This window comes from Streptomyces sp. NPDC058674 (assembly GCF_042716505.1).
In the GTDB taxonomy this organism is placed as follows: Bacteria; Actinomycetota; Actinomycetes; order Streptomycetales; family Streptomycetaceae; genus Streptomyces.
The window spans coordinates 120,864-147,312 of record NZ_JBHXSC010000010.1 but is presented as its reverse complement, the minus strand read 5'-3'; the positions used below and the strand labels follow the sequence as shown (position 1 = coordinate 147,312).

21 protein-coding genes are annotated in these 26,449 nt (G+C 73.6%); 11 read left to right on the top strand and 10 right to left on the bottom strand.

Annotated features, from left to right (window positions below; genetic code table 11):
* Positions 1-85 precede the first annotated feature (85 nt).
* Positions 86-3,109, bottom strand: coding sequence for an excinuclease ABC subunit UvrA (gene uvrA / locus ACFWU6_RS08530; protein WP_383979450.1), 3,024 nt, complete (start codon positions 3,107-3,109; stop codon positions 86-88).
* Between the two features lie 185 nt (positions 3,110-3,294).
* On the opposite strand from uvrA, the gene ACFWU6_RS08525 reads away from it, so the two are divergent.
* The 3 genes from ACFWU6_RS08525 (at position 3,295) to ACFWU6_RS08515 (ending at position 6,176) form a co-directional block, all read left to right on the top strand.
* Entirely contained in the window at positions 3,295-3,984 is a 690-nt protein-coding gene (locus tag ACFWU6_RS08525) for a maleylpyruvate isomerase family mycothiol-dependent enzyme (RefSeq protein WP_383800600.1), read from the top strand.
* Between the two features lie 10 nt (positions 3,985-3,994).
* Positions 3,995-4,651: an MBL fold metallo-hydrolase gene (locus ACFWU6_RS08520; RefSeq protein WP_383979447.1), complete on the top strand. Its 657-nt coding sequence runs from the start codon at positions 3,995-3,997 to the stop codon at positions 4,649-4,651.
* Positions 4,652-4,883: 232 nt separating this feature from the next.
* On the top strand, positions 4,884-6,176 hold the full coding sequence (locus ACFWU6_RS08515; RefSeq protein WP_383979445.1) for an MFS transporter: 1,293 nt from the start codon (positions 4,884-4,886) through the stop codon (positions 6,174-6,176).
* Positions 6,177-6,231: 55 nt separating this feature from the next.
* Here ACFWU6_RS08515 and ACFWU6_RS08510 read toward each other — a convergent pair whose 3' ends face one another.
* The 4 genes from ACFWU6_RS08510 to uvrB all read right to left on the bottom strand — a co-directional run bounded on the left by ACFWU6_RS08510 (position 6,232) and on the right by uvrB (position 12,328).
* A complete protein-coding gene (locus ACFWU6_RS08510; RefSeq protein WP_383979442.1) occupies positions 6,232-7,221 on the bottom strand; it encodes a TerC family protein in 990 nt (329 codons plus the stop codon).
* 264 nt (positions 7,222-7,485) lie between these two features.
* Positions 7,486-9,459 carry a TerD family protein gene (locus ACFWU6_RS08505; RefSeq protein ID WP_383979439.1) on the bottom strand — a complete coding sequence of 658 codons (1,974 nt, stop codon included), beginning with the start codon at positions 9,457-9,459 and terminating at the stop codon, positions 7,486-7,488.
* A 44-nt stretch (positions 9,460-9,503) separates the two neighbouring features.
* Positions 9,504-10,082, bottom strand: a complete 579-nt coding sequence (locus ACFWU6_RS08500) for a TerD family protein (RefSeq protein WP_383800587.1) — start codon at positions 10,080-10,082, stop codon at positions 9,504-9,506.
* Between the two features lie 89 nt (positions 10,083-10,171).
* The gene (gene uvrB, locus ACFWU6_RS08495) at positions 10,172-12,328 is read right to left on the bottom strand and encodes an excinuclease ABC subunit UvrB (RefSeq protein WP_383800584.1); all 2,157 of its coding nucleotides are present in this window, start codon (positions 12,326-12,328) and stop codon (positions 10,172-10,174) included.
* 237 nt (positions 12,329-12,565) lie between these two features.
* Between uvrB and ACFWU6_RS08490 the strand changes: the two genes are divergently transcribed.
* From ACFWU6_RS08490 to ACFWU6_RS08480, 3 genes are all read left to right on the top strand, one after another.
* A complete protein-coding gene (locus ACFWU6_RS08490; protein ID WP_383800581.1) occupies positions 12,566-13,510 on the top strand; it encodes a glycerophosphodiester phosphodiesterase in 945 nt (314 codons plus the stop codon).
* A 138-nt stretch (positions 13,511-13,648) separates the two neighbouring features.
* Positions 13,649-14,212, top strand: a complete 564-nt coding sequence (locus ACFWU6_RS08485) for a methylated-DNA--[protein]-cysteine S-methyltransferase (protein ID WP_383800578.1) — start codon at positions 13,649-13,651, stop codon at positions 14,210-14,212.
* A 135-nt stretch (positions 14,213-14,347) separates the two neighbouring features.
* The gene (locus tag ACFWU6_RS08480; RefSeq protein ID WP_383979436.1) at positions 14,348-15,703 is read left to right on the top strand and encodes an MFS transporter; all 1,356 of its coding nucleotides are present in this window, start codon (positions 14,348-14,350) and stop codon (positions 15,701-15,703) included.
* Here ACFWU6_RS08480 and ACFWU6_RS08475 read toward each other — a convergent pair.
* Complete coding sequence (locus ACFWU6_RS08475; RefSeq protein ID WP_383800573.1) at positions 15,693-16,073, bottom strand: cupin domain-containing protein; 381 nt, start codon at positions 16,071-16,073, stop codon at positions 15,693-15,695. The genes ACFWU6_RS08480 and ACFWU6_RS08475 overlap by 11 nt on opposite strands.
* Positions 16,074-16,350: 277 nt before the next feature.
* Between ACFWU6_RS08475 and ACFWU6_RS08470 the strand changes: the two genes are divergently transcribed.
* Together ACFWU6_RS08470 and ACFWU6_RS08465 are read left to right on the top strand one after the other, a co-directional pair.
* Positions 16,351-17,283: a pseudouridine-5'-phosphate glycosidase gene (locus tag ACFWU6_RS08470; RefSeq protein ID WP_383800570.1), complete on the top strand. Its 933-nt coding sequence runs from the start codon at positions 16,351-16,353 to the stop codon at positions 17,281-17,283.
* The gene (locus tag ACFWU6_RS08465) at positions 17,280-18,194 is read left to right on the top strand and encodes a carbohydrate kinase family protein (protein WP_383800567.1); all 915 of its coding nucleotides are present in this window, start codon (positions 17,280-17,282) and stop codon (positions 18,192-18,194) included. Before ACFWU6_RS08470 ends, ACFWU6_RS08465 begins: the two co-directional genes overlap by 4 nt.
* 191 nt (positions 18,195-18,385) lie before the next feature.
* Here the strand turns inward: ACFWU6_RS08465 and ACFWU6_RS08460 are convergent, their stop codons facing one another.
* The gene (locus ACFWU6_RS08460) at positions 18,386-19,060 is read right to left on the bottom strand and encodes a uridine kinase (protein ID WP_383979467.1); all 675 of its coding nucleotides are present in this window, start codon (positions 19,058-19,060) and stop codon (positions 18,386-18,388) included.
* A gap of 123 nt (positions 19,061-19,183) precedes the next feature.
* On the opposite strand from ACFWU6_RS08460, the gene ACFWU6_RS08455 reads away from it, so the two are divergent.
* Positions 19,184-20,629, top strand: coding sequence for a WGR domain-containing protein (locus tag ACFWU6_RS08455; RefSeq protein WP_383979433.1), 1,446 nt, complete (start codon positions 19,184-19,186; stop codon positions 20,627-20,629).
* Between the two features lie 160 nt (positions 20,630-20,789).
* A complete protein-coding gene (locus tag ACFWU6_RS08450; RefSeq protein ID WP_383979430.1) occupies positions 20,790-21,449 on the top strand; it encodes a DUF2293 domain-containing protein in 660 nt (219 codons plus the stop codon).
* On the opposite strand, the gene ACFWU6_RS08445 is transcribed toward ACFWU6_RS08450, so the two are convergent.
* Entirely contained in the window at positions 21,442-22,122 is a 681-nt protein-coding gene (locus ACFWU6_RS08445; RefSeq protein WP_383979427.1) for a chaplin family protein, read from the bottom strand. The two genes, ACFWU6_RS08450 and ACFWU6_RS08445, sit on opposite strands and share 8 nt — an antisense overlap.
* A 163-nt stretch (positions 22,123-22,285) precedes the next feature.
* On the opposite strand from ACFWU6_RS08445, the gene ACFWU6_RS08440 reads away from it, so the two are divergent.
* Positions 22,286-22,432 (top strand): hypothetical protein, encoded by a 147-nt coding sequence (locus ACFWU6_RS08440; protein ID WP_383979424.1) that lies wholly within the window; start codon positions 22,286-22,288, stop codon positions 22,430-22,432.
* Here ACFWU6_RS08440 and ACFWU6_RS08435 read toward each other — a convergent pair.
* Positions 22,422-23,627 carry an SWIM zinc finger family protein gene (locus ACFWU6_RS08435; protein ID WP_383979421.1) on the bottom strand — a complete coding sequence of 402 codons (1,206 nt, stop codon included), beginning with the start codon at positions 23,625-23,627 and terminating at the stop codon, positions 22,422-22,424. The two genes, ACFWU6_RS08440 and ACFWU6_RS08435, sit on opposite strands and share 11 nt — an antisense overlap.
* Entirely contained in the window at positions 23,624-26,425 is a 2,802-nt protein-coding gene (locus tag ACFWU6_RS08430; RefSeq protein ID WP_383979464.1) for an SNF2-related protein, read from the bottom strand. Before ACFWU6_RS08430 ends, ACFWU6_RS08435 begins: the two co-directional genes overlap by 4 nt.
* Positions 26,426-26,449 lie beyond the last annotated feature (24 nt).

Below are 26,449 nucleotides of genomic sequence, written 5' to 3'. Positions count from 1 at the left end.
GCCCGGGCCCCCCCAGCCCCACCTGGGGGCCCGGCCGCCGGCCCGGCCGGGCCCCCTCACCGCGCGGACTCGGCCGAGCCCGCGGTCACGCCTTCCGCGCCCGCGCCGCCGTCTTCTTCGCCGGCGCGGCGCCCTTCGTCGCCGCCGCGGCGGTCTTCTTCGCCGCCGCCCGCTTCGCCGGAACCGCCGCCGTCTTCACGGGAGCCTTCCTGGCCGGAGCCTTCTTCGCCGCCGCCCGCGCCGCGGGCGCCCCGGCGTCGGAGACCCGGTCCGCCCCCAGGATGTCCCGCAGGAACTTGCCCGTGTGGCTGGTGCCCACCGACGCGACCTGCTCGGGCGTGCCCTCGGCCACCACCACGCCGCCGCCGTAGCCGCCCTCCGGGCCCATGTCGATGACCCAGTCCGCGGTCTTGATGACGTCCAGGTTGTGCTCGATGACGATCACCGAGTTGCCCTTGTCCACCAGCCCCGACAGCACCTTGATGAGCTTGGAGATGTCCTCGAAGTGCAGACCCGTCGTCGGCTCGTCCAGCACGTACACCGTCCGGCCCGTGGACCGCTTCTGCAGTTCCGAGGCCAGCTTCACGCGCTGCGCCTCACCGCCCGACAGCGTCGGCGCGGACTGGCCGAGGCGGACGTATCCCAGCCCCACCTCGTTCAGCGTCCGCAGGTGGCGCGAGATCGTCGGCACCGCCTCGAAGAAGTCCAGTGCCTCCTCGATCGGCATGTTGAGGACTTCCGCGATGGACTTGCCCTTGTAGTGGACTTCCAGCGTCTCCCGGTTGTACCGGTCGCCGTGGCAGACCTCGCAGGGGACGTAGACGTCCGGCAGGAAGTTCATCTCGATCTTGATCGTGCCGTCGCCGGAGCAGTTCTCGCACCGGCCGCCCTTGACGTTGAAGGAGAAGCGGCCCGGCAGGTAGCCGCGCACCTTCGCCTCCATCGTCTCCGCGAACAGCCTGCGCACGTGGTCGAAGACACCGGTGTACGTCGCCGGGTTGGACCGCGGGGTCCGCCCGATCGGCGACTGGTCGACGTGTACGACCTTGTCGACGAGGTCGTCCCCGTCCACGCGGGTGTGGCGTCCCGGGACCGAGCGGGCGCCGTTCAGCTCGCGCGCCAGGTGCGTGTAGAGGATGTCGTTGACCAGCGTCGACTTGCCCGATCCGGACACGCCCGTCACGGCCGTGAGCACGCCCAGCGGGAAGGACACATCGATGTCCCGCAGGTTGTTCTCCTTGGCGCCGTGGACGGTCAGCCTGCGCTCCCCGTCCACGGGGCGCCGCACGTCCGGCAGCGGGATGGACCGCTTGCCCGACAGGTACTGCCCGGTGATCGACTCCGGGTTCTTCAGCAGGTCCTTCAGCGAACCGCTGTGCACCACTTTGCCGCCGTGCTCTCCGGCGCCCGGACCGATGTCCACGACCCAGTCGGCCACCTTGATGGTGTCCTCGTCGTGCTCGACGACGATGAGCGTGTTGCCCATGTCACGCAGCCGCACCAGGGTCTCGATCAGCCGGTGGTTGTCCCGCTGGTGCAGGCCGATGGAGGGCTCGTCCAGCACGTACAGCACGCCGACCAGGCCGGAGCCGATCTGCGTGGCGAGCCGGATGCGCTGGGCCTCGCCGCCCGACAGCGTGCCGGCGGCGCGGTTGAGCGAGAGGTAGTCCAGACCGACGTCCACGAGGAAGCGGAGCCGCTCGTTGACCTCCTTCAGGACCCGTTCGGCGATCTTCTTGTCACGGGCGTCCAGCTTCATCCGCCCGAGGAAGTCCGCGCACTCGCTGATCGACATGGCCGCGACCTCGGCGATGGACTTCTCCATGACCGTGACGGCCAGGACGATCGGCTTGAGGCGGGTGCCGTCACAGGTCGGGCAGGGCACCTCGCGCATGTAGCCCTCGAAGCGCTCGCGGCTGGCGTCGCTCTCCGACTCAGAGTGCCGCCGCTTGACGAAGGGCACGGCCCCCTCGAAGGCGGTCGTGTACGCCCGCTCCCGCCCGTACCGGTTGCGATAGCGGACCTCGATCTGCGTCTTGTGCCCGTACAGCAGCGCCTTCTTCGCGCGCATCGGCAGCCCGGCCCACGGGATGTCCGTCCGGAAGCCCAGTTCGCCGGCGAGCGCGCCGACCAGCCGCTGGAAGTAGTCCCGGGTGTGGCCGAGTGACCACGGCGAGACCGCGCCCTCGTCGAGGGACTTCTCCTCGTCGGGGATGATCAGGTCCGGGTCCACCTCCATGCGCGTACCGATGCCGGTGCACTCGGGGCAGGCGCCGAAGGGCGAGTTGAAGGAGAAGGAGCGCGGCTCCAGCTCCTCGAAGGACAGGTCGTCGTACGGGCAGTAGAGGTGCTCGGAGTACATCCGCTCACGCTCGGGGTCGCCCTCGGGGAGGTCGACGAAGTCCAGGATGACCATTCCGGAGGAGAGGCCCAGGGCGGTCTCCACGGAGTCCGTCAGCCGGCGCTTGGCGCCCTCCTTGACGGTGAGGCGGTCGATGACCACCTCGATGGTGTGCTTCTCCTGCTTCTTCAGCGCGGGCGGCTCGGAGAGCTGGATGGTCTCCCCGTCCACCCGCGCCCGGCTGTAGCCCTTGGTCTGGAGGTCGGCGAAGAGGTCGACGAACTCGCCCTTGCGCTCGCGCACCAGCGGCGAGAGCACCTGGAAGCGGCTGCCCTCGGGGAGCGCCAGCACCTTGTCGACGATGGCCTGCGGCGACTGGCGCGAGATGGGACGGCGGCACTCGGGGCAGTGCGGCTTGCCGATGCGGGCGAAGAGCAGGCGGAGGTAGTCGTAGACCTCGGTGATGGTGCCCACGGTCGAGCGCGGGTTGCGCGAGGTCGACTTCTGGTCGATCGAGACGGCCGGGGAGAGGCCCTCGATGAAGTCGACGTCGGGCTTGTCCATCTGCCCGAGGAACTGGCGGGCGTACGACGAGAGCGACTCGACGTAGCGGCGCTGGCCCTCGGCGAAGATCGTGTCGAAGGCCAGGGAGGACTTGCCCGACCCGGAGAGTCCGGTGAAGACGATGAGTGAGTCGCGGGGCAGGTCGAGCGAGACGTTCTTGAGGTTGTGCTCGCGAGCGCCACGAACGATGAGACGGTCGGTCACGCCGGTCCGCACCTTTCTTGAGAGAGCGGGGGCACGGGCCCCCGTCCCAGGGTATGGGGGGCGCCTCTGCGGTGGAGTGGAGCTGGACTTCCGAGCGTATAGCACGCACATTCGATTTACGGCACTGCGCGGACCCCTTCACCCGATCGTGTGGTCGCCGGGCCCGAGCCACTAGGCTCGCGGCCATGACTGATCATGTGCACGACCTGCGATCTGTACGTGAAGCGACGGACCGGCTGCTGACCGCCGTCGCGAAACTGGACAACGCCGCCCTGGCCGGTACGTCACACCTGCCCGGCTGGACCCGGGGTCATGTCCTGGCCCACCTCGCACGCAACGCCGACGCCCTCGTCAACGTCTTCGAGGGGCGCCCCATGTACGAGAGCGCCACCGCGCGCGACTCGGACATCGAACGCGACTCCGGTCGGACTCTGGAAGAACACCTGAGGGACCTCGGTGATTCCGGGGCCCGCTTCCTCGCCACCACGGAGCCCGACCAGGACTGGTCCCGCACGGTCGAACTGCGCAACGGCGTCACCGACCTCGCCGCCAACGTGCCCTTCCGCCGTCTCGTCGAGGTCGAGCTGCACCACGTCGACCTGAACATCGGCTACGGGCTCGCCGACCTCCCCGACGAGTTCACCGGCCGCGAGATCGCCTTCCTCGCCGACCGCTGGTCGGGCCGTCCGGAGGTACCCCCGGTGGCCCTGGTCGCGACCGACGGCCGCCGCTGGCGCACGGGCTCCGCCGGGGAGCCGGCCGTCACCGTGTCCGGCAGCGCGGCCGGCCTCCTGGCCTGGCTGGCCGGCCGCGGCGACAAGGGCGCCTCCCTCACCACGGCCGGCGGCCCACTGCCCGCGCTCCCCCCGCTCTAGGATTGCGGACATGACGTACAGCGGAGCGGTCAAAGTCGGCGGTCCGGCCGACGTGCACGAACTCGCGGACCTGATGATTTCCAAGGTCGCCGTGGGCGAGATGAACAACAACGCCTACCTGCTGCGCTGCCGGGCCACCGGCGAGCAGCTGCTGATCGACGCGGCCGCCGAGGCGGACACGCTGCTCAGCCTGATCGGTGACGACGGCATCGCGTCCGTCGTGACCACCCACCGGCACGGCGACCACTGGGGCGCCCTGGAGGCCGTGGTCGCTCGGACCGGAGCCCGGACGTACGCGGGCGCCGACGACGCCGAGGGCATCCCGGTGGCGACCGACGTGCTCGTCTCGGACGGGGACACCGTCCGCGTCGGGCGGGTCTCGCTCACGGCCCGGCACCTGGTCGGCCACACCCCCGGCTCGATCGCGCTGGTCTACGACGACCAGCACGGCCACCCCCACGTGTTTACCGGCGACTGCCTCTTCCCGGGCGGTGTCGGCAACACGGCGGGCGACGCGGAGGCCTTCACCCGCCTCATCGACGACGTCCAGCACAAGATCTTCGAGCAGCTGCCCGACGAGACCTGGGTCTACCCGGGCCACGGCAACGACACCACGCTCGGAGCCGAGCGGCCGCACCTGGCCGAATGGCGCGAGCGCGGCTGGTAGACCACCGCGATCCGTCAACTCCGGCTCGCGGTGCACTCCTTCCGGTGGAGCCTCACCGAACGCACGTCCTGAGGGCCGGGGACGGGGTATCTGCTGCACCATGCGACAGGACCCCTCCCCGGCCCCCTCCCCCGCTCCGTCCGCGCGGGCCCCCCGGTCCCCGGCTCCCCGCCCGCCTGCGACCCGGCCCCCGGCGCCCCCGGATACCGGCGGCGGCGGACACCGGCCCGGGATGCTGCGGATCGCCTCGGCCTCGCTCGTCGGGACCGCCATCGAGTTCTACGACTTCTTCGTGTACGGCACGGCGGCCGCCCTCGTCCTCGGCCCGCTCTTCTTCCCGTCCTTCTCGCCGCTCGCCGGGACCCTCGCCGCCTTCGGCACCTTCGGCGCAGGCTTCCTCGCCCGCCCGCTGGGATCGGTCCTCTTCGGCCACATCGGCGACCGCCACGGCAGGCGGCCGGTGCTCCTCGGCTCGCTGCTGCTCACCGGCCTCGCCACGGTCGCCGTGGGCTGTGTGCCGACGTACGGCGCGATCGGCGCGGCCGCGCCCGTCCTGCTGCTCCTGCTGCGCTTCCTCCAGGGCCTTGGGCTCGGCGGGGAGTGGGGCGGCGCGGTGCTGCTGACCGCCGAGCACGCCCCCGAGCGCCGGCGCGGCCTGTGGTCGAGCTTTCCGCAGATGGGTCCCGCGGTGGGGTTCCTGCTGGCCAACGGGATGGTTCTGGCACTGTCGGCGCTGCTGAGCGACGCACAGTTCACCGCGTGGGGCTGGCGGGTGCCGTTTTGGGCGGCCGGGGTGCTCGCCCTGGCCGGGCTGTGGCTGCGCCGCTCGGTGGAGGAGACCCCGCAGTTCCGGGCGCTGGCCGACAGCGGCCGCCGGGCGCAGGCGCCGCTGGCCGAAGTGGTGCGCGGCCACTGGCGGCTGCTCCTGCTGACCGGCGGGGCCCTCGCCGTGGGGTACGCCGTCTTCTACGCGGTCACCACGTGGTCCCTCGCGTACGGCACCGAGCGCCTCGGCGTGCGCCCTACGGTGATGCTGGCCTGCGTCATGGCCGCGGTCGCGCTCAAGGGCCTGGTGACCCCGCTGGTGGCGGTGCTCGGCGACCGGTACGGGCGCCGGCCGCTGTGCCTGGCCGGCTGCACGGCCAGTGCGCTGTGGATGTTCCCGCTGGTGGCGCTGTTGGAGACGGCCGATCCGCTGCTGATGACGCTGGGCTTCCTCGGCGCGCTGCTGGCGATGGTGACGATGTTCGCGGTGGTGGGTGCGTACCTCCCCGAGCTGTACGCCCCGCACATCCGCTGCACCGGCGCGGCGGTCGGCTACAACCTGGGCGGGGTGCTGGGCGGTGCGCTGACCCCGATCGCGGCGACGGCGCTGGCCGACGGACCGGGTCCGCCGTGGGGGGTCGCGGTGTACCTGACCGGGATCGCCCTGCTCAGCCTGGGCTGCTTCGCGCTGCTGCCGGAGACCCGTCCCCTGCCGGCGCGCATGCCGGCGGGGGCGGCCGAAGCGGCCGCCCCCGCATGACGTCCGGAGCTCTGGTGACCGGGAGCCGCAGTCCCCTCCGGCTCCCGGCGCGCCGTCAGGCGTCGACGCTCTTGGTCTCCCCCTGGTCGGCGGCCTCGGCCGCCGCCTGCTTCCTGGAGGCGATCAGGCTGGTGATCGTGGTGATGACGAGGACACCGCAGATGACGCCCAGGGAGACGGGGATGGAGATGACCGGTACGTGCACCCCGGACTCGTGCAGCGCGTGCAGCACGAGCTTGACGCCGATGAAGCCGAGGATGATGGACAGGCCGTAGCTCAGGTGGACCAGCTTCTTCAGCAGGCCGCCGATGAGGAAGTACAGCTGGCGCAGGCCCATCAGGGCGAAGGCGTTGGCGGTGAAGACGATGTACGGGTCCTGGGTGAGGCCGAAGATCGCGGGGATCGAGTCCAGGGCGAACAGCACGTCGGTCGTGCCGATGGCGAGCATGACGACCATCAGCGGGGTCAGGATGCGCTTGCCGTTGCTCTCGATGAAGAGCTTGGTGCCGTGGTACCGGTCGGCGACGCCGAACTTCCTCTCGACGGACTTCAGCAGGCGGTTCTCCTCGAACTCCTCGTCGTCCTCGTCCTTGCGGGCCTCCTGGATCAGCTTCCACGCGGTGTAGATCAGGAACGCGCCGAAGATGTAGAAGACCCACGAGAAGCTGGCGATGATCGCGGCGCCCGCGGCGATGAAGATCGCGCGCAGTACCAGGGCGATCAGCACGCCGATGAGCAGTACCCGCTGCTGGAGGTGGGAGGGCACCGCGAACTTCGCCATGATCAGGACGAAGACGAAGAGGTTGTCGACGCTCAGGGACTTCTCGGTGATGAATCCCGCGAAGAACTCCTGGGAGTCCTGGCCGTTGCCGAAGAACCACAGGCCGAGGCCGAAGACCGCGGCGAGGACGATCCAGACGACCGTCCAGATGCCGGCTTCCTTGATCGATACGTCGTGCGGTTTGCGGCCGATGAAGAAATCGGCTCCGATGAGAACGGACAGACCGAGAATGGTCAGTGCCCACAGGGCCCAGGAAACTTCCATGGTGAACGCGCCTCCGGCGGATGGCTCAGCACTTCGTCAGCGTCATCGCTGCCGGAGGTCTCTTCCACCCGGGCGGCCTGGAGGCCGTGGGCCGACGCCCCGGGACCGATTGCAGTCCGTATTGACGGGCACGCCGTAGCTGGAAAGCAGGAATACTCCCCTCCGCGCTCACCAGGGTACTGGTCCCGGGCGTAAAAGGTAAAGGGACTCCCAAGGATTGGTCATCGAACGGTCTGCTCGGGGCCCCGGCGGGCCCGCCGCCGGTCAGGGGCGGCCGGGGCGCCGGGCCTCCGCGATCAGCTCCAGTGCCTGGTCCAGGACGCGGCTGCCCGGCGGGGGCAGGTCCGGCTCGAAGGTCCAGGCGTGGTGCACCCAGGGGTCGGCGAGATGGTTGTCCGGCACCGGGGAGAGCCGCATCAGCGAGCGCCAGAGCGGGTCCAGCAGCGGCCCGTAGGCCGAGGCCTCGTCACGGTCGGCGACCATCAGCAGGTGGACGCCCACCGCCGGACCCTCGTCGGCCAGGTAGCGCAACCGGGTGACCGCGCGGTCGTCGAAGCCGTGCGGGAAGTCGTGCACGATCAGCAGCTGCTCGGCCGTGTCCACGTCCGGCGGCAGGTCCTCGGGGGCTCCGGCGCGCAGCGCCATCTGTACGAGGTCCACCCGACGGGTCAGCGCGGCCAGGGTCGCGGTCACCGCGGCCGCCCCGGCCGCGGGCGGCCCCGCCAGCACCCCGGCCCGTACCAGCGGCGCCAGGGCCGCGGCCCCGGCCCCGGCGGCGTCGATGACGTGCACGGAGAAGCGGTCGCCGGGGTGGGCCGCGAGCAGCCGCGCCGCGCAGGCGACGGCCATGTCCATGGCGGCCCGGCGCAGCCGGTCGGTGTCCATGGCCATGGCGGCCTCGGAACCGGTACGGCCGTTGTCGATCCACAGCCCGCGCTCCAGCGGGACCCGGACCAGCATCGGGATGCGCAGGTCGGGCCGCTCGGGAAGGTGCAGGTCGCCCAGGCGCAGGGCCAGCGGGTTCTCCTCGGGTATCCGGTGGCCGTGCCAGACCGGGTTGTCCCAGCGGGCGTACGCGGCCGGCAGCGCGGGCTCGACCACCTCGCGCTCGGCGGCCAGCTGGACGAGGTCCCGGTCGAGCACGGCCCGGGCCCGGGCGACGAGCTCGTCGCGGCGCGCCCGGGCGGTGTCGCGGGCGGCGTTCCCGGAGCCGCCGAGGCGGTGGCGGGGGTCGGACAGGACCTCGTCGAGCTCCCGGTCCATCCGGGCGTCGGCGAACTCCACGGCGCTGCGGTAGGCGGCCACCGCGCGGGCCAGGTCCTCGAACATGCCCCAGACCTGGTTGTAGAGCCGCTCCTCCATGGACCAGCCGGCGGCATCGCCGGCGACCGGGACCGGAGCCCGGCCGGGCTGCGCCGGCGGGGCGGCCCGCGGGGCGGGCTCCGGCGGCTCGGTGCTGGTGGGGCGCCGGCGCGGGTGCACGTAGTTCAGGGTCGACGGCCCGCCCGCGGCGGGCGGGGCGGTGTCGCCGCCGGGCGCGGGGCCCGGCGTACCGGTGTAGGGGGCCGCGGGGAGGGGGATCGGGTCCGGCGGCTCCGGGGCCGCCGCGGGCGGCTCGTCGGGCGTGCGCGGGGCGCGCAGGTCGCCGGCCAGGGTCGGCACGGTGGCGAGCGCGGCTTCGCTCCCGCCGCCCGGGGAGGCCGTCCGCAGGGCGGCCGCGGCCAGGGCGGCCGCCTCCGGCGCCGGGAGTCCGCCGTCGGCCAGCAGGGCGCCGAGTCCCTCGGCGTACCCCTGGCCGACCGCGCGGACCTTCCAGGCGCCCTGGCGCCGGTAGAGCTCCATGGCGACCACGGCGGTCTCGGCGTCGAGCCCGGTCAGGGTGTACCCGGCGATCTCGGCGCCGTCAGGATCGGCCAGGGCCACGTAGGAGACCGGGACGGCGCCGAAGCGCACCGGGCCGCCGGGCGGCAGCACGAGCACCACGCCGACCTTGTGGACGCCCGCCGGCACGGCGTCGAGGTCGACGGCGTAGGTGTGCCGCTCGGCGAGCGCCTCGGGCGAGCGGACCCCGGGAAGGGCCGGCGCACCCGGGTGCGCCAGCGCCTCCGGGCCGGAGTACCGGCCCTGTTCGTCGGCGAGGGAGGCCAGGGCGAGCACGGCCGTGCCCGCCGACACCCTGATCTCCACCCGACTGCGGGACACGGGGTGGTTCTGCCCCCGGACCAGTTCGGCCGTCATCGTGCAGCCCCTCCCCCGTGCCTTCTTCTCTTGTCCGGTACTGCTTACAGGTGCGGCAGGATCGACGGCATCAGGTCCTGGAAGGTCCGGCCGTTGGCCGGGTTCCCCAGGGCCGTCATCTGCCAGCCGCTGCCCGCGCGGGACACCTTCGCCATGATCTGCGCGGTGTACTGGCCACCGCCGTCGAGGGTGTACCGGGCCAGCTCCTGGCCGTTGGTCTCGTCGACGATGCGGCAGAAGGCGTTCTGCACCTCCTGGAACGTCTGGCCGGTGAAGGAGTTCACCGTGAAGACGATCTGGTCGATGTGGACCGGCACCCGCTGGAGGTCGACGAGGATCGACTCGTCGTCCCCGCCCTGGCCGACGCCGCCGACGAGGTTGTCACCGGTGTGGCGGACCGAGCCGTCGTCGCTCTGCAGGTGGCGGAAGAAGACGACGTCCACCGGCTGCTTGTCGGCGAAGAGCACCGCCGACGCGTCCAGGTCGATCTCCCTGGTCCGCGAGCCGAACAGCCCGCGGCGCTTCGCCGCCTGCCAGCCGAGGCCCATCCGGACCGCGGTCAGCGTCCCCCCGTCCGCCTTCTGCAGATTGATGGCCTGACCCTTGGTCATGTTGACCGTCACTCGCTGTCCCCTCTCCATAGCCCGCCCCGATGAACGGGCGCGCGGCGTGTACCCGCGGCTGTGCACCAACCCTACTGACAGGCTCCGGGTCAGGCGAGGCCCGCTTCCTTCATCTGCCGCAGCTCTTTCTTCAGCTCGCCCACCTCGTCGCGAATCCGGGCGGCCACTTCGAACTGCAACTCCGCGGCCGCACCGCGCATGCGCTCGGTCATCTGCTCGATGAGCGAGGCCAGTTCGGCCGCCGGACGGTCGGTGAGCACCTCGCCGGAGCGGGCCCCCCTGGCACCCTTGGCGCCCTTGCCCGCCTTGGCCTGGACGGCGGTCTTGCCGCCCAGCGCGGGGACGGGGGCCTTGGCCGCCTTGCCGTCCTTGGCCTGGCGGTAGCCGGTGCCGAGGAGCTCCTCGGTGTCCAGCTCCTCGCGGGCGATGGTGGCGACGATGTCGTTGATCTTCTTGCGCAGCGGCTGCGGGTCGATGCCGTGGGCGGTGTTGTAGGCGATCTGCTTCTCGCGGCGCCGGTTGGTCTCGTCGATGGCCTTCTCCATCGCCGGGGTCATCTTGTCCGCGTACATGTGGACCTGGCCCGATACGTTGCGCGCCGCGCGGCCGATGGTCTGGATCAGGGAGGTCCCCGAGCGCAGGAAGCCCTCCTTGTCGGCGTCGAGGATCGCCACGAGGGAGACCTCGGGCAGGTCGAGGCCCTCGCGCAGCAGGTTGATGCCGACCAGGACGTCGTACTCGCCGGCCCGCAGCTCGCGCAGCAGCTCGATGCGGCGCAGCGTGTCCACGTCGCTGTGCAGGTAGCGGACCTGGATGCCGAGCTCCAGGAAGTAGTCCGTGAGGTCCTCGGACATCTTCTTGGTGAGGGTGGTGACCAGGACGCGCTCGTCCTTCTCCACGCGCTGGCGGATCTCGTGGACCAGGTCGTCGATCTGGCCCTCGGTGGGCTTGACGACGACCTCGGGGTCGATGAGGCCGGTGGGGCGGATGATCTGCTCGACGAATCCGTCGCCCCGGGAGAGCTCGTACTTGCCGGGCGTGGCCGACAGGTAGACGGTCTGGCCGATGCGCTCCTGGAACTCCTCCCACTTCAGCGGACGGTTGTCGAGCGCCGAGGGCAGCCGGAACCCGTGGTCGACCAGGGTCCGCTTGCGCGAGGCGTCGCCCTCGTACATCGCGCCGATCTGGGGCACGGTGACGTGCGACTCGTCGATGACGAGGAGGAAGTCCTCGGGGAAGTAGTCGATGAGGGTGTTGGGCGCGGTGCCGCGCTCTCGGTCGTCCATGTGCAGCGAGTAGTTCTCGATGCCGGAGCAGGACCCGATCTGCCGCATCATCTCGAGGTCGTACGTGGTGCGCATGCGCAGTCGCTGGGCCTCCAGCATCTTGCCCTGCTTCTCCAGCTCCGCGAGGCGCCCGGTCAGCTCGGCCTCGATGCCGCGGACCGCCTTCTCCATGCGCTCGGGGCCGGCGACGTAGTGGCTGGCGGGGAAGACGTACAGGTCGCGGTCCTCGCTGATGACCTCGCCAGTCAGCGGGTGCAGGGTGGACAGGGCCTCGATCTCGTCGCCGAACATCTCGATGCGGACGGCCAGTTCCTCGTAGACCGGGAAGATCTCGATGGTGTCGCCGCGGACGCGGAAGGTGCCCCGGGTGAAGGCGATGTCGTTGCGGGTGTACTGGATGTCGACGAAGCGGCGCAGCAGCTGGTCCCGGTCGATCTCCTCGCCGACCTTGAGGGAGACCATCCGGTCGACGTACTCCTGCGGGGTGCCGAGGCCGTAGATGCAGGACACGGAGGCGACGACGATGACGTCGCGGCGGGTCAGCAGCGAGTTGGTGGCGGAGTGGCGCAGCCGCTCCACCTCCTCGTTGATCGAGGAGTCCTTCTCGATGTAGGTGTCCGACTGCGGTACGTACGCCTCGGGCTGGTAGTAGTCGTAGTACGAGACGAAGTACTCGACGGCGTTGTTCGGCAGGAGCTCGCGGAACTCGTTCGCCAGCTGGGCGGCGAGGGTCTTGTTCGGCGCCATCACGAGGGTGGGGCGCTGGAGCTTCTCGATCATCCAGGCCGTGGTCGCCGACTTGCCGGTGCCGGTCGCACCGAGCAGGACGACATCCTTCTCACCTGCACGGATGCGCTTCTCCAGCTCGGCGATGGCCGCCGGCTGGTCGCCGCTGGGCTGGTAGGGGCTGACGACCTCGAAAGGCGCCACCGTGCGTTCGATCTTCGATACGGGCCGCATGGGTCAACCGTACGACCCGCCACTGACACTCACGCACCTGGCGCGGGTCCGCGCGGTCCGGCGGCCTCCGGCGGGTCTGCACGGATCTGATCCGCTTGTCGTAGTTCAGTGGGTTCGGGTGATCTTCGACGCCGTGATCGCCGTGCGCGAGATCGCCGTGAAGTGCATCGCCGCAACGTCTGCCGCTCCGCGCCCGTTGGAGCCAGGAGCAGGGTTCACGACCCGAGGAGAACGCACATGTACGTCGTCCGACCCGCCGCCGCGGCAGCCGCCGCCTTCCTGGGCCTCACCCTGACCGTGCTGGGCGGGGCCGCCTCTTCCGCGGCCTCCTTCCCCGCCCGATCGCCCCTCCCGGCGGCCCCCGGCGCCCCCGACACCCCCGGGGGGGCCGCCGGCGTCTACCCGGGCCCCGTGGTCTACGCCCACCGGGGGGCGTCGGCGTACGCGCCGGAGAACACCCTGGAGGCCGTCGACCTGGCGATGCAGCTGGGCTTCGAATGGGTCGAGAACGACGTGCAGCGCACCCGTGACGGCGTGCTGGTGGTGATCCACGACGACACCCTGACCCGCACCACCGACGTCGAGGAGGTGTTCCCGGACCGCAAGCCGTGGCGGGTCAGGGACTTCACGGCGGAGGAGATCTCCCGGCTGGACGCGGGCAGCTGGTTCAGCGAGGAGTACACGGGCGCCCGGGTCCCCACCCTGCGCGAGTACCTCGACCGGGTGCAGCGCAACCGGCAGCGGCTGCTGCTGGAGATCAAGAAGCCGGAGCTCTACCCCGGGATCGAGGCGCAGACCCTCGACGTGCTGGGCGAGGCCGGCTGGCTGGACGTGCGCCACGTCGCGCAGCGCCTGGTGGTGCAGAGCTTCAGCACCGACAGCGTCCGCACCGTGCACGGGCTGCGGCCGGACCTCGTGACGGCCTTCCTGGGCACCCCCGCGGTGGCGGACCTTCCGCGGTACGCGGAGTTCACCGACCGGATCAACCCGTGGCACACCACGATCACGGCCGACTGGGTCGCGGCCGTGCACGGGCTGCTCGGCGCCCACGGCAAGGCCATGGAGGTGGACACCTGGATCGTCGACGACGCGGCGACCGCCCGGAAGGTCCAGGACATGGGGGTGGACGGGATCATCACCAACGCCCCGGACGTGGTCCAGGACGCGGTCGACGGATTCTGACGGCGCGGCCGGGCGGCCGGGCGCTCGCTCCCGTCCGCCCCGGCGCCGCGGGGGCTCCGGGGCCGCCGCGGCCGTGGGGCTGCCGGCTCGCTGCCCGGGTCGCCCGGTGCTGTCGGTGGGGCGACGTACCGTGGACGCGTGGACAGCACCGAGCGGCCCCGCGGGCCGCACCTCGAATGGACCGTCGTCCCCAGCGGCATCGGTCCCCTGCTCCTGGCCGCGACCCCCGAGGGCCTGGTCAAGGTCGAGTTCCATGCCGGGCCGGACCGGGTCGACGCGATGATCGGCCCGCTCGTCTCCCGCCTCGGCGCCGACGCGTCGCGGCCGGCGGCGGGCTCGGAGGTGCTGCTGGCCGAGCCCATACGCCAGCTCGACGCGTACTTCGCCGGCACGCTGCGGCGGTTCGAGCTGCCGCTGGACTGGCGGCTCAGCTCCGGCTTCAACCGCCAGGTCCTCCACGAACTCGACCGCTCCGTGCCCTACGGCGCGGTCGTCGGCTACGGGGATCTGGCCGAACGGGTCGGCCGGCCCGGGGCCGCGCAGGCCGTGGGCCACGCGATGGGCTCGAACCCGTTGCCGCTGGTGGTGGCCTGCCACCGGGTCGTGGAGAACGACGGCGGCATCGGCGGCTTCGGCGGCGGGGTCGAGACCAAGCGCCTGCTGCTCGCCCTGGAGGGCGTCCTCCCACAGCCCCTGTTCTGATCCGGGACGGGCGTACGGACCCGCGAACATCCCGGTTCCGCGTCGCGGAGCGGGGTGCGAGACTTCCGCGGTGACCCCTCGCCCCCGCGCCCGCGCCCGCATCCACGCCCCGCTGCCGCGACGGGGGTGTCCGGCGTGAGCGCCGCGCCCGGGACGGACCGTACGGCCGCGCCGCCCGCCCCGGCGGACCTGGCGCGGCTGCAGCGCCGCACCTCCGCGGTGCTGATCGCCAGTCAGGTCCTCGGCGGGCTCGGCGTGCCGATCAGCATCGCCCTGGCTCCGGTCCTGGCCACCGAGGTCAGCGGCACGGAGGCCCTGTCCGGGCTCGCCTCCACCGCCTCCGTGATCGGCACCGCGCTGATCTCGCTCCCCCTCGCCGCGCTGATGACCGCGCGCGGCCGCCGGCCCGGCCTGGTGCTCGCCTACGCCATCGGCGCGGCCGGCGCGGCGCTCGTCGTCCTTGCCGCCACGGTCCGGAGCCTCCCGCTGCTGCTCCTCGGCATGGCGGCCTTCGGCGCCGCCTCCTCGGCCAACCTCCAGGCCCGGTTCGCCGCCGCCGACCTCGCCGCCGCGGACCGCCGGGCCCGGGCGATCTCCGTCGTCGTGTGGGCGTCCACCATCGGCGCCGTCCTCGGCCCCAATCTGTCCGCCCCGGCCAGCCGCAGCTTCGCCGGCACCTCCATACCCCAGACGGCGGGGCCCTTCGTATGGGCCGCCGCCGTCTTCCTGCTCACCGGCGCACTGATCGCCGTCCTCCTGCGCCCCGACCCGCTGCTGACCGCACGCGCGCTGGCCGGGCCCGAGGCGCAGACCCGCGAGGGCCGCTCGCTGCGCGCCGGGTTCGCCGCCGTGAAGGCCTCGCCGCGGGCGCGGCTCGCCCTCGTCACCGTCACGGTCTCGCACACCACCATGGTCTCCATCATGATCATGACCCCGATGGACCTGGGCCACCACGGCGCCGGGCTGGAACTCATCGGGCTGGTGATCAGCGGTCACATCGCGGGCATGTTCGCCTTCTCCCCCGCCATGGGATTCCTCGCCGACCGCCTCGGCAGGCTGTCCGTGATCGGCCTGGCGGCCGGACTGCTCTCGGTCGCCGCGCTGCTCGCCGGCACGGCCGGGCCGAGCCACGGCCAGAGCGCGCTCGGCCTGTTCCTGCTCGGCCTCGGCTGGTCCGCCGGGATGGTGTCCGGCTCGGCGCTGCTGACCGACTCCGTACCGCAGCCCGCGCGGGCCGCCGTACAGGGCCTGAGCGACCTCACCATGAACGCCGCCGCGGGGCTGGGCGGCGCGGCCGCCGGTCTGGTCATGGCCCGGGCGAGCTACGGCTGGCTGAACGCCATCGGTGCGGGGCTGCTGCTGCCGATGGCGGCGCTCGCGCTGTTCACCGCGCGCCGCCACCCGGCGCAGGCGGCCGGGTCCGGGGTGCCGTCCGGGTCCGCCTCCGGGCCTTCGGCCGGCGCCGCGCCCTCGAAGGACGTCAGTAGCTGATGTGGTAGGCCTTGCGCAGCGTCTCGTGCACGGTCCAGGTCGTCCGGTCGCCCTCCCGGAGCACGCACGCCGAGCCGGGCCCCACCTCCAAGGTCCCGCCGCCCTCGACCTCGACGGTGGCGCGGCCGGAGACCACGACGAACAGCTCGTTCGCCTCGACGTCGGTGACCACGCCGGGGGTGATCTGCCAGATCCCGCGCACCTGCCGGCCGTCGGGCGACTCCCACAGCACCTTGCCCGTGACGACCGGATCGCCCGAGACGATCTGGTCGGGGTCGAGGTCCTCCGTCTCCAGCTCGGCGTCGGGCACGTCCTGCACGCGGACGGCGAAGGATGCGGGGGAGGCGGCGCTGTGGTCACTGGGGCTCATGGCGGGCCAGCCTAATCGGGGCCGGCGGCGCGGCGCGGTGGCCACAGCGTCGAGGAACGGGCCGGTCGACGGGGCACCCTGTCCAGCCGGAGCCGCGCCCGGCACCCGGTCCTGTCCGGGCGGACCGCTGCCCGCGCCCGGCGACGGCTCCCGGCCCCCGGCTCCCGCCGCTCGCCGTTCGGCGTTCGGCGTTCGTAGAGGCCACTCTCGGACAGGTTGGGGCGGGTGTGGCGGGGTGGGCGTTTGGGGGCGTGCGTCCCGTGCCATGGATGGGGACATGTCACAGCACACAGCATCTGAGGTCCCGGTCCTGTCAGCAGAGGTGCGCGAGGCCCTCGCCCGCGGGCAGCCCGTTTTGGCGCTGGAGTCGACGATCATCGCGCACGGGCTGCCCCGTCCGCGCAATCTGGCGGTGGGCGCCGAACTGGAGGCGCTCGTCCGGGCGGAGGGCGCCGTGCCGGCGACGGTCGCGGTCGTCGACGGCGTGGCGTACGCGGGTCTCGACAAGGCGCAGCTGGAGCGGATCGCGGGCGGCGAGGACGTGCGCAAGCTCGGCCACCGGGACCTGGCGCCCGCGCTCGCGACGGGGGCCACCGGGGCGACGACGGTGTCCGCGACCGCGTTCCTGGCCGCGCGGGCGGGGCTGCGGGTCTTCGCCACGGGCGGGCTGGGCGGCGTACACCGGGAGTGGGCGCAGACGCAGGACGAGTCGGCGGACCTGGCGCTGCTGGCCCGGACACGGATCACGGTCGTCTGCGCGGGGGTGAAGTCCATCCTGGACGTGCCGGGCACGCTCCAGCGGCTGGAGACCCTGGGGGTGGGGGTGCTCGGCTACGGGACTGAACGTTTCCCCGGCTTCTACGTGGCCGATTCCGGCGAACCGGTGGACTGGACCGTGCACCGGCCGGAGGAGGTCGCGGCGGTGATGGCTGCCCAGGACGCGCTGGGCGGTCCGGACTCGGCCCTGCTGGTGGCCCATCCCGTGCCGGAGGAGGAGCAGCTGGACCCCGCGCTGCACGACCGGGTCCTGGGGGAGGCGCTCGCCGCCTGCCGGGAGCGAGGGATCACCGGGCAGGCCGTGACGCCGTTCCTCCTCGACTTCCTGGTCCGGGCGACGGCCGGGGCCTCGCTGGAGGCCAACCTGGCGGCGGTAAAGGGCAATGTGCGGCTCGGGGCCCGGATCGCGGGGGCCTGGGCGGCCCGGGCATGACCGGTCCGGGGGCGGGACGGGGCGCGCTCCTGGTCGTCGGGGACGTGGTGACGGACGTGGTCGCGGTGCATCCGGAGCCGCTGGCCCCGGCCACGGACACAGCTGCCCGCATCCGCACCCTCCCGGGCGGGGCCGGGGCGAACGCGGCCTGCTGGGCGGCCCGCACGGGCAGCGCCGAGGTGCGGCTCCTGGCGCGGGTGGGCACCGAATCGGCGGCGTGGCACGAGCGGGCCCTGCGGGCGGCGGGGGTGCGGCCGCGGCTGGTGGTCGACGCGGACGAGCCCACCGGGACGGTCGTGGCCCTGGTCGGCAAGGACGCGGAGCGGACCTTCCTGACCGACAGCGGGGCCTCCCTGCGGCTGTGCCCGGCGGACTGGGCTCCCGAGCTGCTGGACGGGGTGGCCCACCTGCACCTTTCCGGGTACCTGTTCTTCGCCGCGAGCAGCCGCGAGCTGGCCTTGGTGGCGCTGCGGGCGGCCCGGGCGCGGGGGGTGCCGGTGAGCGTGGACCCGGCGTCGGCGGGCTTCCTGGCGGCGCTGGGGCCGCGGCGGTTCCTCGACGACGTGGCGGGGGCCGCGGTGCTGCTGCCCAACGAGGACGAGGCGGGGCTGCTGGCCGGGCTGCCGGAGCCGGCCGGGGCGGCCCGCGCGGCGGCGGCGCTGAGCCTGCGGGTGCCGCTGGTCGTGGTGACCCGGGGCGCCGCCGGGGCGCTGGTCGCCGAACGGGGCCGGATCAGCGCCGAGGTCCGGGCGGTACCGGCGGAGGCGGTGGACTCCACGGGCGCCGGTGACGCGTTCACCGGCGGCTTCCTCGCGGCCCGGCTGGAGGGCGCCGGACCGGAGGAGGCCGCACGCGCCGGGTGCCGGGCGGCCTCCCTGGCGGTCACCCGGCTGGGGGGCCGACCCTGGTGAACCGGCGCCCCGACGGCGGGCACCGACGCGGGCGGCCCTGACGCGGCGCCCTCCGTGGGGCGGCCTTCGTACGACCGGTGCAGCGCGGTCGGTCTCCGTACGCCCGGCATCCGGCCTCCAGCGCAGCGGCCGGCGCCCGGGGGCTGCGGCGGGGCGCGGGGAGGGGCGGGGTGCGGGGAGTGGCGGGCCGGTCAGCGGTCGACGGCGCCGGGGCGGATGCCGGTCCAGGCCGGGTGGCGGGGGTCGTCGGCGCGGACCACCGCGTCGGCGGCCGAAGCCGGGTCGGTCTCCGCCTCGTAGCGGGCGAAGGCGGGCAGGGTCCAGCGCGCGGAGTCCCCGGTGCGGCGGGCCAGCGCCCCCGGGGAGAGCCGGACGTGGACAGCGAGGTCGAAGGGGAACCAGTGGCCCAGCAGCAGCGGCCCGTGCACGACCACCACGGCGCCGGCCGGGAGTTGCACGTAGGGGCTGCGGGTGGCCCGGTCGGTGACCGGGTCCCAGAGGTCGGGCAGCACCCGGCCGGTGCCGCCGGGGTCGGTCGGGCCGAACACCTCCCGCCACAGCGCGGCCGTGTCGTACCAGCCGCCGAGGTAGGAGTCCACGTCCTGGCGGCCGTACTCGAAGCGCAGGGAGGCGGGTCGCAGGAACCCCTCGGCCGGCACCACCAGGACCGAACGGCCGCGCAGGCGCAGGGCGTCGGCGAGTCCCTCCGCGAGGACCGCGGTGTCGGCGGCCGGTGCGCCGTCGATGCCCACCCGCAGCCATCCGGCCGGTCCGGGGTCGCCTTCTGCTGAACCGTGCGGGCCGGCGCCGTGCCGGTCGGGACCGGTCGCGGGGTCGTCGAGGTGACGGGCGAGGCGCTCGGCCATCCGCTGCCATGTGATCGCTTCCCACTGCTCCACGGACCCATTGTCAGTGGCGGCCGGTAGCTTTTTCCACGAGGGATCACCGGTGGACAGGATCCGGGGCCCGACCTTGGGGAGGGGTCTGTCATGGCTCGGGAGACGACGTACCTGGAGCTGTCGCAGGAGGACGGCGCGGCGCACAAGTTCTACGAGGTGACGGTGGACGGCACGACCGTCTCCGTGCGGTACGGGCGCATCGGTGCGGACGGCCAGCTGCAGAGCTCCTCCTTCCCGACCTCCGACAAGGCGCGGGCGGCCGCCGCGAAGAAGATCGGGGAGAAGGTCCGCAAGGGGTACGCCCCGGCGGTGCGGGGGCAGCGCACGGCCCGCTCGGTGACCCGCCGCCAGGTCACCTCGACGCCGTCCACGGCGCGGGCCGCGGCACCGGTCCTGTGGCGCTTCCGCACCGGTTCCGCCGCCTTCGGCATCCACGTGGACGAGGACCGCTGCTGGGTCGGCAACCAGGCGGGGGACGTGTACACGCTCAGCCACGGTGGGGAGGTACTGGCCCGGTACTCGCTGCCGGACGGGGTGAAGTGCCTGGTGGCGGACGAATTCTGGATCTATGCGGGCTGTGACGACGGCACGGTGTACGACCTGTCGTCGAAGGTGCCGTTCGGCGCGTACGACATAGCGGCCGACGTGGACATCTTCTGGCTCGACATCCGCGAGGGCGTGCTGAACGTCTCGGACCGCAGCGGCGGGCTGACGGTCATCGACCACGAGGACGAGTTCCAGTGGTCCCGGCGCTCCTCCGGCTCCAACGCCTGGATGGTGCGGGCGGACGAGCACGGTGTCTACCACGGGCACAGCAAGGGCGTGACCGCCTACGCGCCGGACGGCGGAGGGGAGTTGTGGCACACCGACACCGGAGGGTCGGTGCTGTTCGGCTGGCAGGAGGAGCACGCGGTGTACGCGGGCACCGGACGGCACGCCGTGCAGCGGTTGTCCAAGGCCACCGGCGCGGTGGAGGCCTCCTACCGGTGCGATGCGGCGGTGTACTCGTGCGCCACCTCCCCGGACGGGCGGCACGTCTTCGCCGGCGACTACGCCTCGTCCGTGTACTGCTTCGACGCGGACGGCCGACGCCTGTGGAAGCTCGGCACCGGCTGCGGGTCGGCGCTGTCCATGCAGTATCTGGACGGCCGCCTGTACCTGGTGACCACGGACGGCTCGCTGGTCTGTGTGGACGCGAGCGAGCAGGCGATCGCCGCGGCGCAGCAGGGCTCGGTGCCGGCCGCGGTGGACGTGAAGTCCGCGGCGGCCCTGCCCGTCTACACCCCGGCCGCTTCCGCCTCGGCGGTGGCCACGGTCTCGCGGGCCGCCGCTCCGGCGGGCGGCGTGGTGGTGGAGTGCGTCCAGCAGGGCGGCCGGATGCGGGTGCAGGTGGTCTCGGGAGGCTTCGAGCCCTCCTGGAACGTGCAGTTCCCGCGCGGGATACGGGAGGCGGGCGCCCGGTACGTGGTGGACGGGCTGCACCCGTCCTCGGGGGGCTTCTACCGGGTGCGCGGGGAGATACGCCGCCTGGTGTGAGCGGGTCCGGGCCCGAGCGGGCACGGCAGGCGGGCGCGACCTGGCCGGCACGGCGGGCAGGCACGGCAGGCGGGCGGGGTTTCGGGGCCTGGGTGCGCGAGGCGGCAACTGCCGCTTCCCGTCAGGTGATAGGGGGCCCGTACGGCGGTATCACACCCGTATGAGCCTGGTGGTGTTCGAGTCCCTGAAGCAGATCCGCTGCGCGGAGTGCCGGCACGGACCGCTCCGGCACCTCGTCCGCGAGTGCGGGGTGCCGCGCTGCCTGGACTGTGCCGACCTCGGGCACCTGGTCTACCTCCCGCGGGGGGACACCGCGCTCACCCGACGCTCCCGCGAGGCCAGTTCGCTCTCCGCCATCGTCGTCCGCTTCGACAAGCGCCGCGGTCGTTACGAGCGCCTGGGGCTTCTCGTCGAGGACGCCGCCCTGGCCGAAGCGGAGCGCGCCTGCCTCGCGGACGCAGAGGCCCGGGCCCGGCGCCGGGAGCGGGACCGGCTGCGCCGCGCGGCCGAGGACACCCGGTTCACGGCCGCCTTCGCCGCGGAGATACGGCGCCTGTTCCCGGGGTGCCCCGCCGAGCGGGCGTTGGCGATCGCCGCCCACGCCTCGGTCCGCGGCAGCGGCCGGGTGGGCCGCAGCGCCGCCGGCCGGGCCCTCGACGAACCGGCCGTCGCGGTGGCGGTGCGGGCGGCGGTTCGGCACGTCGACACCGAGTACGACGCCCTGCTCATGGCGGGGGTCCCCCGGTTCGCCGCCCGGGCGCGGCTGGCCGGGCGGATCGACGCGATCCTCGACGGCTGGCGTACGCCCGAGGTCAGTTGAGGCGGAACCGCCGGTACAGCAGCACGCCGCCGAGCAGCATGGCGCCCCCGGCGGGCACCAGGTAGCCGATGGCGTCCGCTCCGGTGTGCGCCAGCGCCTCGCCGGGCCGCGCAGGGGCCTGCGCATCCGGCTTCACCGACGGAACCGGCGGAACGGACGGCGTCGCCGGCCGGGTCACGGGCTGCTCCACGACGGGGGGCTGCACGGGCTTGCCGCCGGTGGGCTTCTCACCGTTGACGGAGGAGTTGCCGACCGAGGGGTTCCCGACGCCGACGACGTTGACGGAGTTGCCGCTGACGTTCAGCGGGAGGTCGACGGGGAGTTGGAGACCGTTGCCGGAGAGCACGCCGGGCGAGTCCTTGACGCTCCCCCGGGCGACCGCACCGCCGCCCGGCCCTGGTTTCGCCGTGGTGGAGGAGGACTGCGCGGGGCCCGAACTCGAACGGCCACCGCCCCCGGACGCCTGGTTGGTACAGCGGTTCCCGGCAGCCGGATTGAGCACGCCGACGACGTTCACGGTGTTCCCGCAGGCGTTCACCGGCACGTTCACCGGGAGTTGCACCAGGTTCCCGGAGAGCAGCCCCGGGGAGCGCTCGGCCTGCCCGGTCGCATCCGCGTCGGCGTACGCCAGTCCGCCCACGCTCGCGACCGCCAGCCCACCTCCCGCAACCACCGCCGCGATCAAGCCATTCCGACGACTGTGACGCATCAGTTTTCCTGCCTTCCGGAGGAGTCCACGGGCATCGCACCCGTACCGGAGACAACGGCCGTGAGCCCATTCGGGTTATAGGGGCGGCGGGCATTTCACCCCATCGTGTGGCGGGTACTCCTCCGCCATGACTGACCTCCCGCTCCTCCTCCTCGATGCGGACGGCTCGCCGAACCTCTTCCGGTCCCGCCTCGCGGGCCTGCGCGGCCACACCGGCCAGCGGGTGCGTCCGGCCCTCCGGGCGCCCCGCCGGGCGGCGGAGCTCAGCCCCTGAGCGCGCTGACCGGGTCCGGGGAGGGGCGGCCCGTGGGCCACCAGTCCTCCGCGTCCGGGCGGGACTCGTAGGCGTACCAGAGGGCGTCGCGGCCGAGGCGCAGCTGGCGGGTGAGGGACGTGAGGCGGTTGCGGTCGGGGCGGAACGCGCCCTGGTCCGCGGCCATGAGGGCCGGGCGGGCGCGGTCGAACGGGCCCGCCGGCGGGTCCCAGGGCTCCTCCAGCGCGGCAAGGGCGGGGCGGCCGCCCTGGCGCCAGGCCGCGGCGGCCCGTGCGAGGTCGGTGGTGGTGCGGCCGGTGGCGCGGGCCAGGTCGCGGTAGAGGGTGCGGGCGGCGCCGGTGAGGCCCGCGGTGGGGTGCGCGGAGGCGAGCCGTACGGCGTCGTGCCACAGGCCGAGCCCCGCGATGGGGTCCTCGCCGCCGGTCAGGACGGCGAGGGCGCGGGCCGCGGCGTCGGAGGCGAGCTGGTCCAGGGCGAGCGGATCGGGAGCCGCCGGGTCGTCGGGGTAGGCGGGCGGGACGCCCGCCGCTGCGGGCGCGGCCAGCGGCGCCGGCAGCGGCGGCAGGCTGGTGCGGGCCAGCGCGGCGCGGGCCGGCACGCCGGGGAAGTCCGGTGTGGTGTCGGGCTGTTCGCGTGCGGCGTGGGCTGCGTTGCGGCGGGTGAGCTCGTCGAGGAGCTCGCGCTCACCGCGTCCGCGCAGGAGCAGCAGGACGAAGGGGTCCTCGTCGAAGAGGCGGGCGGCGCGGTAGCAGAGGGCGGCCGCGTGCTTGCACGGCGGACGTGCCGAGTCCGGGCAGGAGCAGCGCGGCGCGAGCTCGCCCGCGCCGGGCAGGACCGTCCCGGCGAGACTCTGCGGAACCTCCCGTTCCAGCAGGGCGGCGAGGGCCGCGGGTTCGGCGGCGACCGCCTCCAGGATCTCGTTCCACTCCGCGTCCGCGAAGGCGGGCAGGGCCAGCTCGGTGCGGTACGGGCGGGGCCTGCTGCCCCGGACGTACGCCACGATCCGGCCGGGGGTGACGGTGACCGCGTCGACGTGCCCTTCGGCCGCGTACGTACGGCCCCGGGCCAGGCGGGCCGCGTCCCGGGAGGCCTCCTCCAGCGAGGACACCCAGGCCCGGCCCCACCAGCTGGCCGCCTCCGCCCCGGCGGGCAGGGTCTCGAAGGTGCGGCGGCGGTCGTCCCGCGCGGTGATCACGCGGGCCTGCGCAGGGAGACGAGGTCGGCGAGCTCGCGGTCGGTCAGCTCGGTCAGCGCCGCCTCTCCGGAGCCGAGGACCGCGTCGGCCAGGGCCCGCTTCACCTCCAGCATCTCGGCGATCCGGTCCTCGACGGTGCCCTCCGCGATGATCCGGTGGACCTGCACGGGCTGGGTCTGGCCGATCCGGTAGGCGCGGTCGGTGGCCTGCTCCTCGACGGCCGGGTTCCACCAGCGGTCGAAGTGCACGACGTGTCCGGCCCGCGTGAGGTTGAGCCCGGTGCCCGCGGCCTTGAGGGACAGCAGGAAGACGGGGACCTCACCCGCCTGGAAGCGGTCGACGAGCTCCTCCCGGCGCGGGACCGGGGTCCCGCCGTGCAGCAGCTGGTGGGCGATGCCCCGGTCCGACAGGTGCCGCTCGATGAGCCGGGCCATGGTCACGTACTGGGTGAACACCAGCACAGAACCGCCCTCGGCCAGGATGGTGTCCAGCAGCTCGTCGAGCAGGGCGAGCTTGCCCGACCGGTGCGCGATCCGGGGACGCTCCTCCCTCAGGTACTGCGCGGGGTGGTTGCAGATCTGCTTGAGCGAGGCCAGCAGCTTCATGATCATGCCGCGCCGTTCGATGCCCTCGCTCGACCCGATCACGGCCATCGCCTCCTCCACCGCCGCCTGGTAGAGCGAGGCCTGCTCGCGCGTCAGTGACACCGGGTGGTCGGTCTCCGTCTTCGGCGGCAGCTCGGGGGCGATGCCGGGGTCGGACTTCTTGCGGCGCAGCAGGAAGGGCCGTACCAGCGCGGACAGCCGGGCGACCGCCGCCTCGTTGCCGCCGTCCTCCTCCGTCTGGTGCTCGACCGGGCGGGCGTGCCGGGCCCGGAAGGTGGTGAGCGGGCCCAGCAGCCCCGGCGTGGTCCAGTCGAGCAGCGCCCACAGCTCGGAGAGGTTGTTCTCCACCGGGGTGCCGGTCAGCGCCACCCGGGCGGGCGCCGGGATGGTGCGCAGGGCCTTCGCGGTCGCCGAATGCGGGTTCTTCACGTGCTGGGCCTCATCGGCGACGACCATGCCCCAGGCCCGCTCGGCGAGCAGCGGGGCGCTGGCGCGCATCGTCCCGTACGTGGTGAGGACGAATCCGCCGGCGCCGGACTCCGGGCCGTCGAGGCTGCGGCTTCCGCCGTGGAAACGGCGCACGGGCGTGCCGGGGGCGAACTTCTCGATCTCCCGCTGCCAGTTCCCCAGCAGCGACGCGGGACAGACCACGAGCGTGGGCTCGGGCCGGTCCCGGTGCAGGTGGAGCGCGATGAGGGTGACGGTCTTGCCCAGCCCCATGTCGTCGGCGAGGCACCCGCCGAGGCCGAGGGAGGTCATCAGGTCCAGCCAGGCCAGGCCGCGGGCCTGGTAGTCGCGCAGGGTCGCCTTGAGCGCGGCGGGCTGCGCAAGGGGCGCCAGCTCGGCCGTCAGCCGCTCCCGCAGGGCGGCCAGCGCCCCCACGGGGACCACCTCGACCTGCTCGCCGCCGATCTCCGCCGTACCCGACAGGGCGGCGGCCAGCGCGTCCACCGGGTCCAGCAGGCCCAGCTCCCGTTTGCGCGCCTTGCGCACGAGCTCCGGGTCGACCCGCACCCACTGGTCCCGCAGCCGCACCACGGGCCGGTGGGCCTGGGCGAGGGCGTCCATCTCCCCCGGGGTGAGCCGGTCGCCGCCCAGCGCCAGCTCCCAGGAGAAGGCGAAGAGGTGCTCGGCGTCGAAGAAGGCGGTGCCGTCGGTGGCGGAACCGGGCGCGGTGGCGCGTACGACCGCGGTCGCCGAGAGCGTACGGGCCAGCTCGCGCGGCCAGTGGACCAGGACCCCGGCGGCCGCCAGCCTGGTCGCCGCCGCTCCCAGCAGGTCCTCCAGCTCCGGGTCCAACAGGGCGAGGACATCGGGGGCGGGCTGGTCCAGCAGCCGCAGCAGCGGCGGCCAGGTGCGCGCGGCCCGGCGCAGGGCGAGTACGGCGTCGATCCGGGCCCGGGGGCCGAATCCGGCGGCGGCCGTGCCCGCCCACAGCGTCCCGGCGTCGGTGACCAGGGTGGGGTCGGCGAGGCTGTGCACCTGGACGACGGCGGCGCCCGCCCGCCGGGTGTCCTCTTCCTCCGCCTCGTCGAAGAGGCGGAAGGAGGACAGGTCCAGCCGGAGCGAGATCCCGACGCCCGTGTCGGAGCCGGCGGCGACCTGGGCGGCCCACTCCTGTATCCCGGGCACCCGCTGCGGCTCCCGGGCCGCGAAGGGCCGCCCGGCGGCCACGGCGGCGGCGGGAGTACGGGGCAGGCTGTCGGCCACGGCGTCGAGGAAGGCGCGCACCAGCGCCTCCGGGTCGGGCAGTTGGAGGGGGCGGCGGCCGGCCAGGGGCGTCGCGTACCCCTCGGACGGCAGGGCGGCGGCGACCGCGCGGAGGTGGTCGATGTCGGCGGCGTCGAGCGGACCGGCGCGCCAGGCGTCGACGCCCTCCGGGGTGAGGCCGGGGAGGAGCCGGCCGCGGGCGACGAGGGTGAGCGCCTGGGTCGCGGCGGTGCCCCAGGCCCGGGTGGCGGGATGCGCGGCGGGACTGCGGGGCGCGTGCGCGAGCAGCGGGAGGGCTGCGGTGACGGAGAGGGACACGGAGGGTACCGTCCGGCTGCGCACCCCTTGGCCGTGCGGACGGACGACGGTGAGCGGGGACGGCCGGCCCGTCTCCGGCAGGGCGTCCCCCTCGGGAGCCCAGAAGGCCACGCGTCCCTCGCGGGGGACGGCGGCGGGCAGGAAGACGGCGGCGTGGCGCAGCAGGGCGTGCGCGGAAGCGGACGGCCG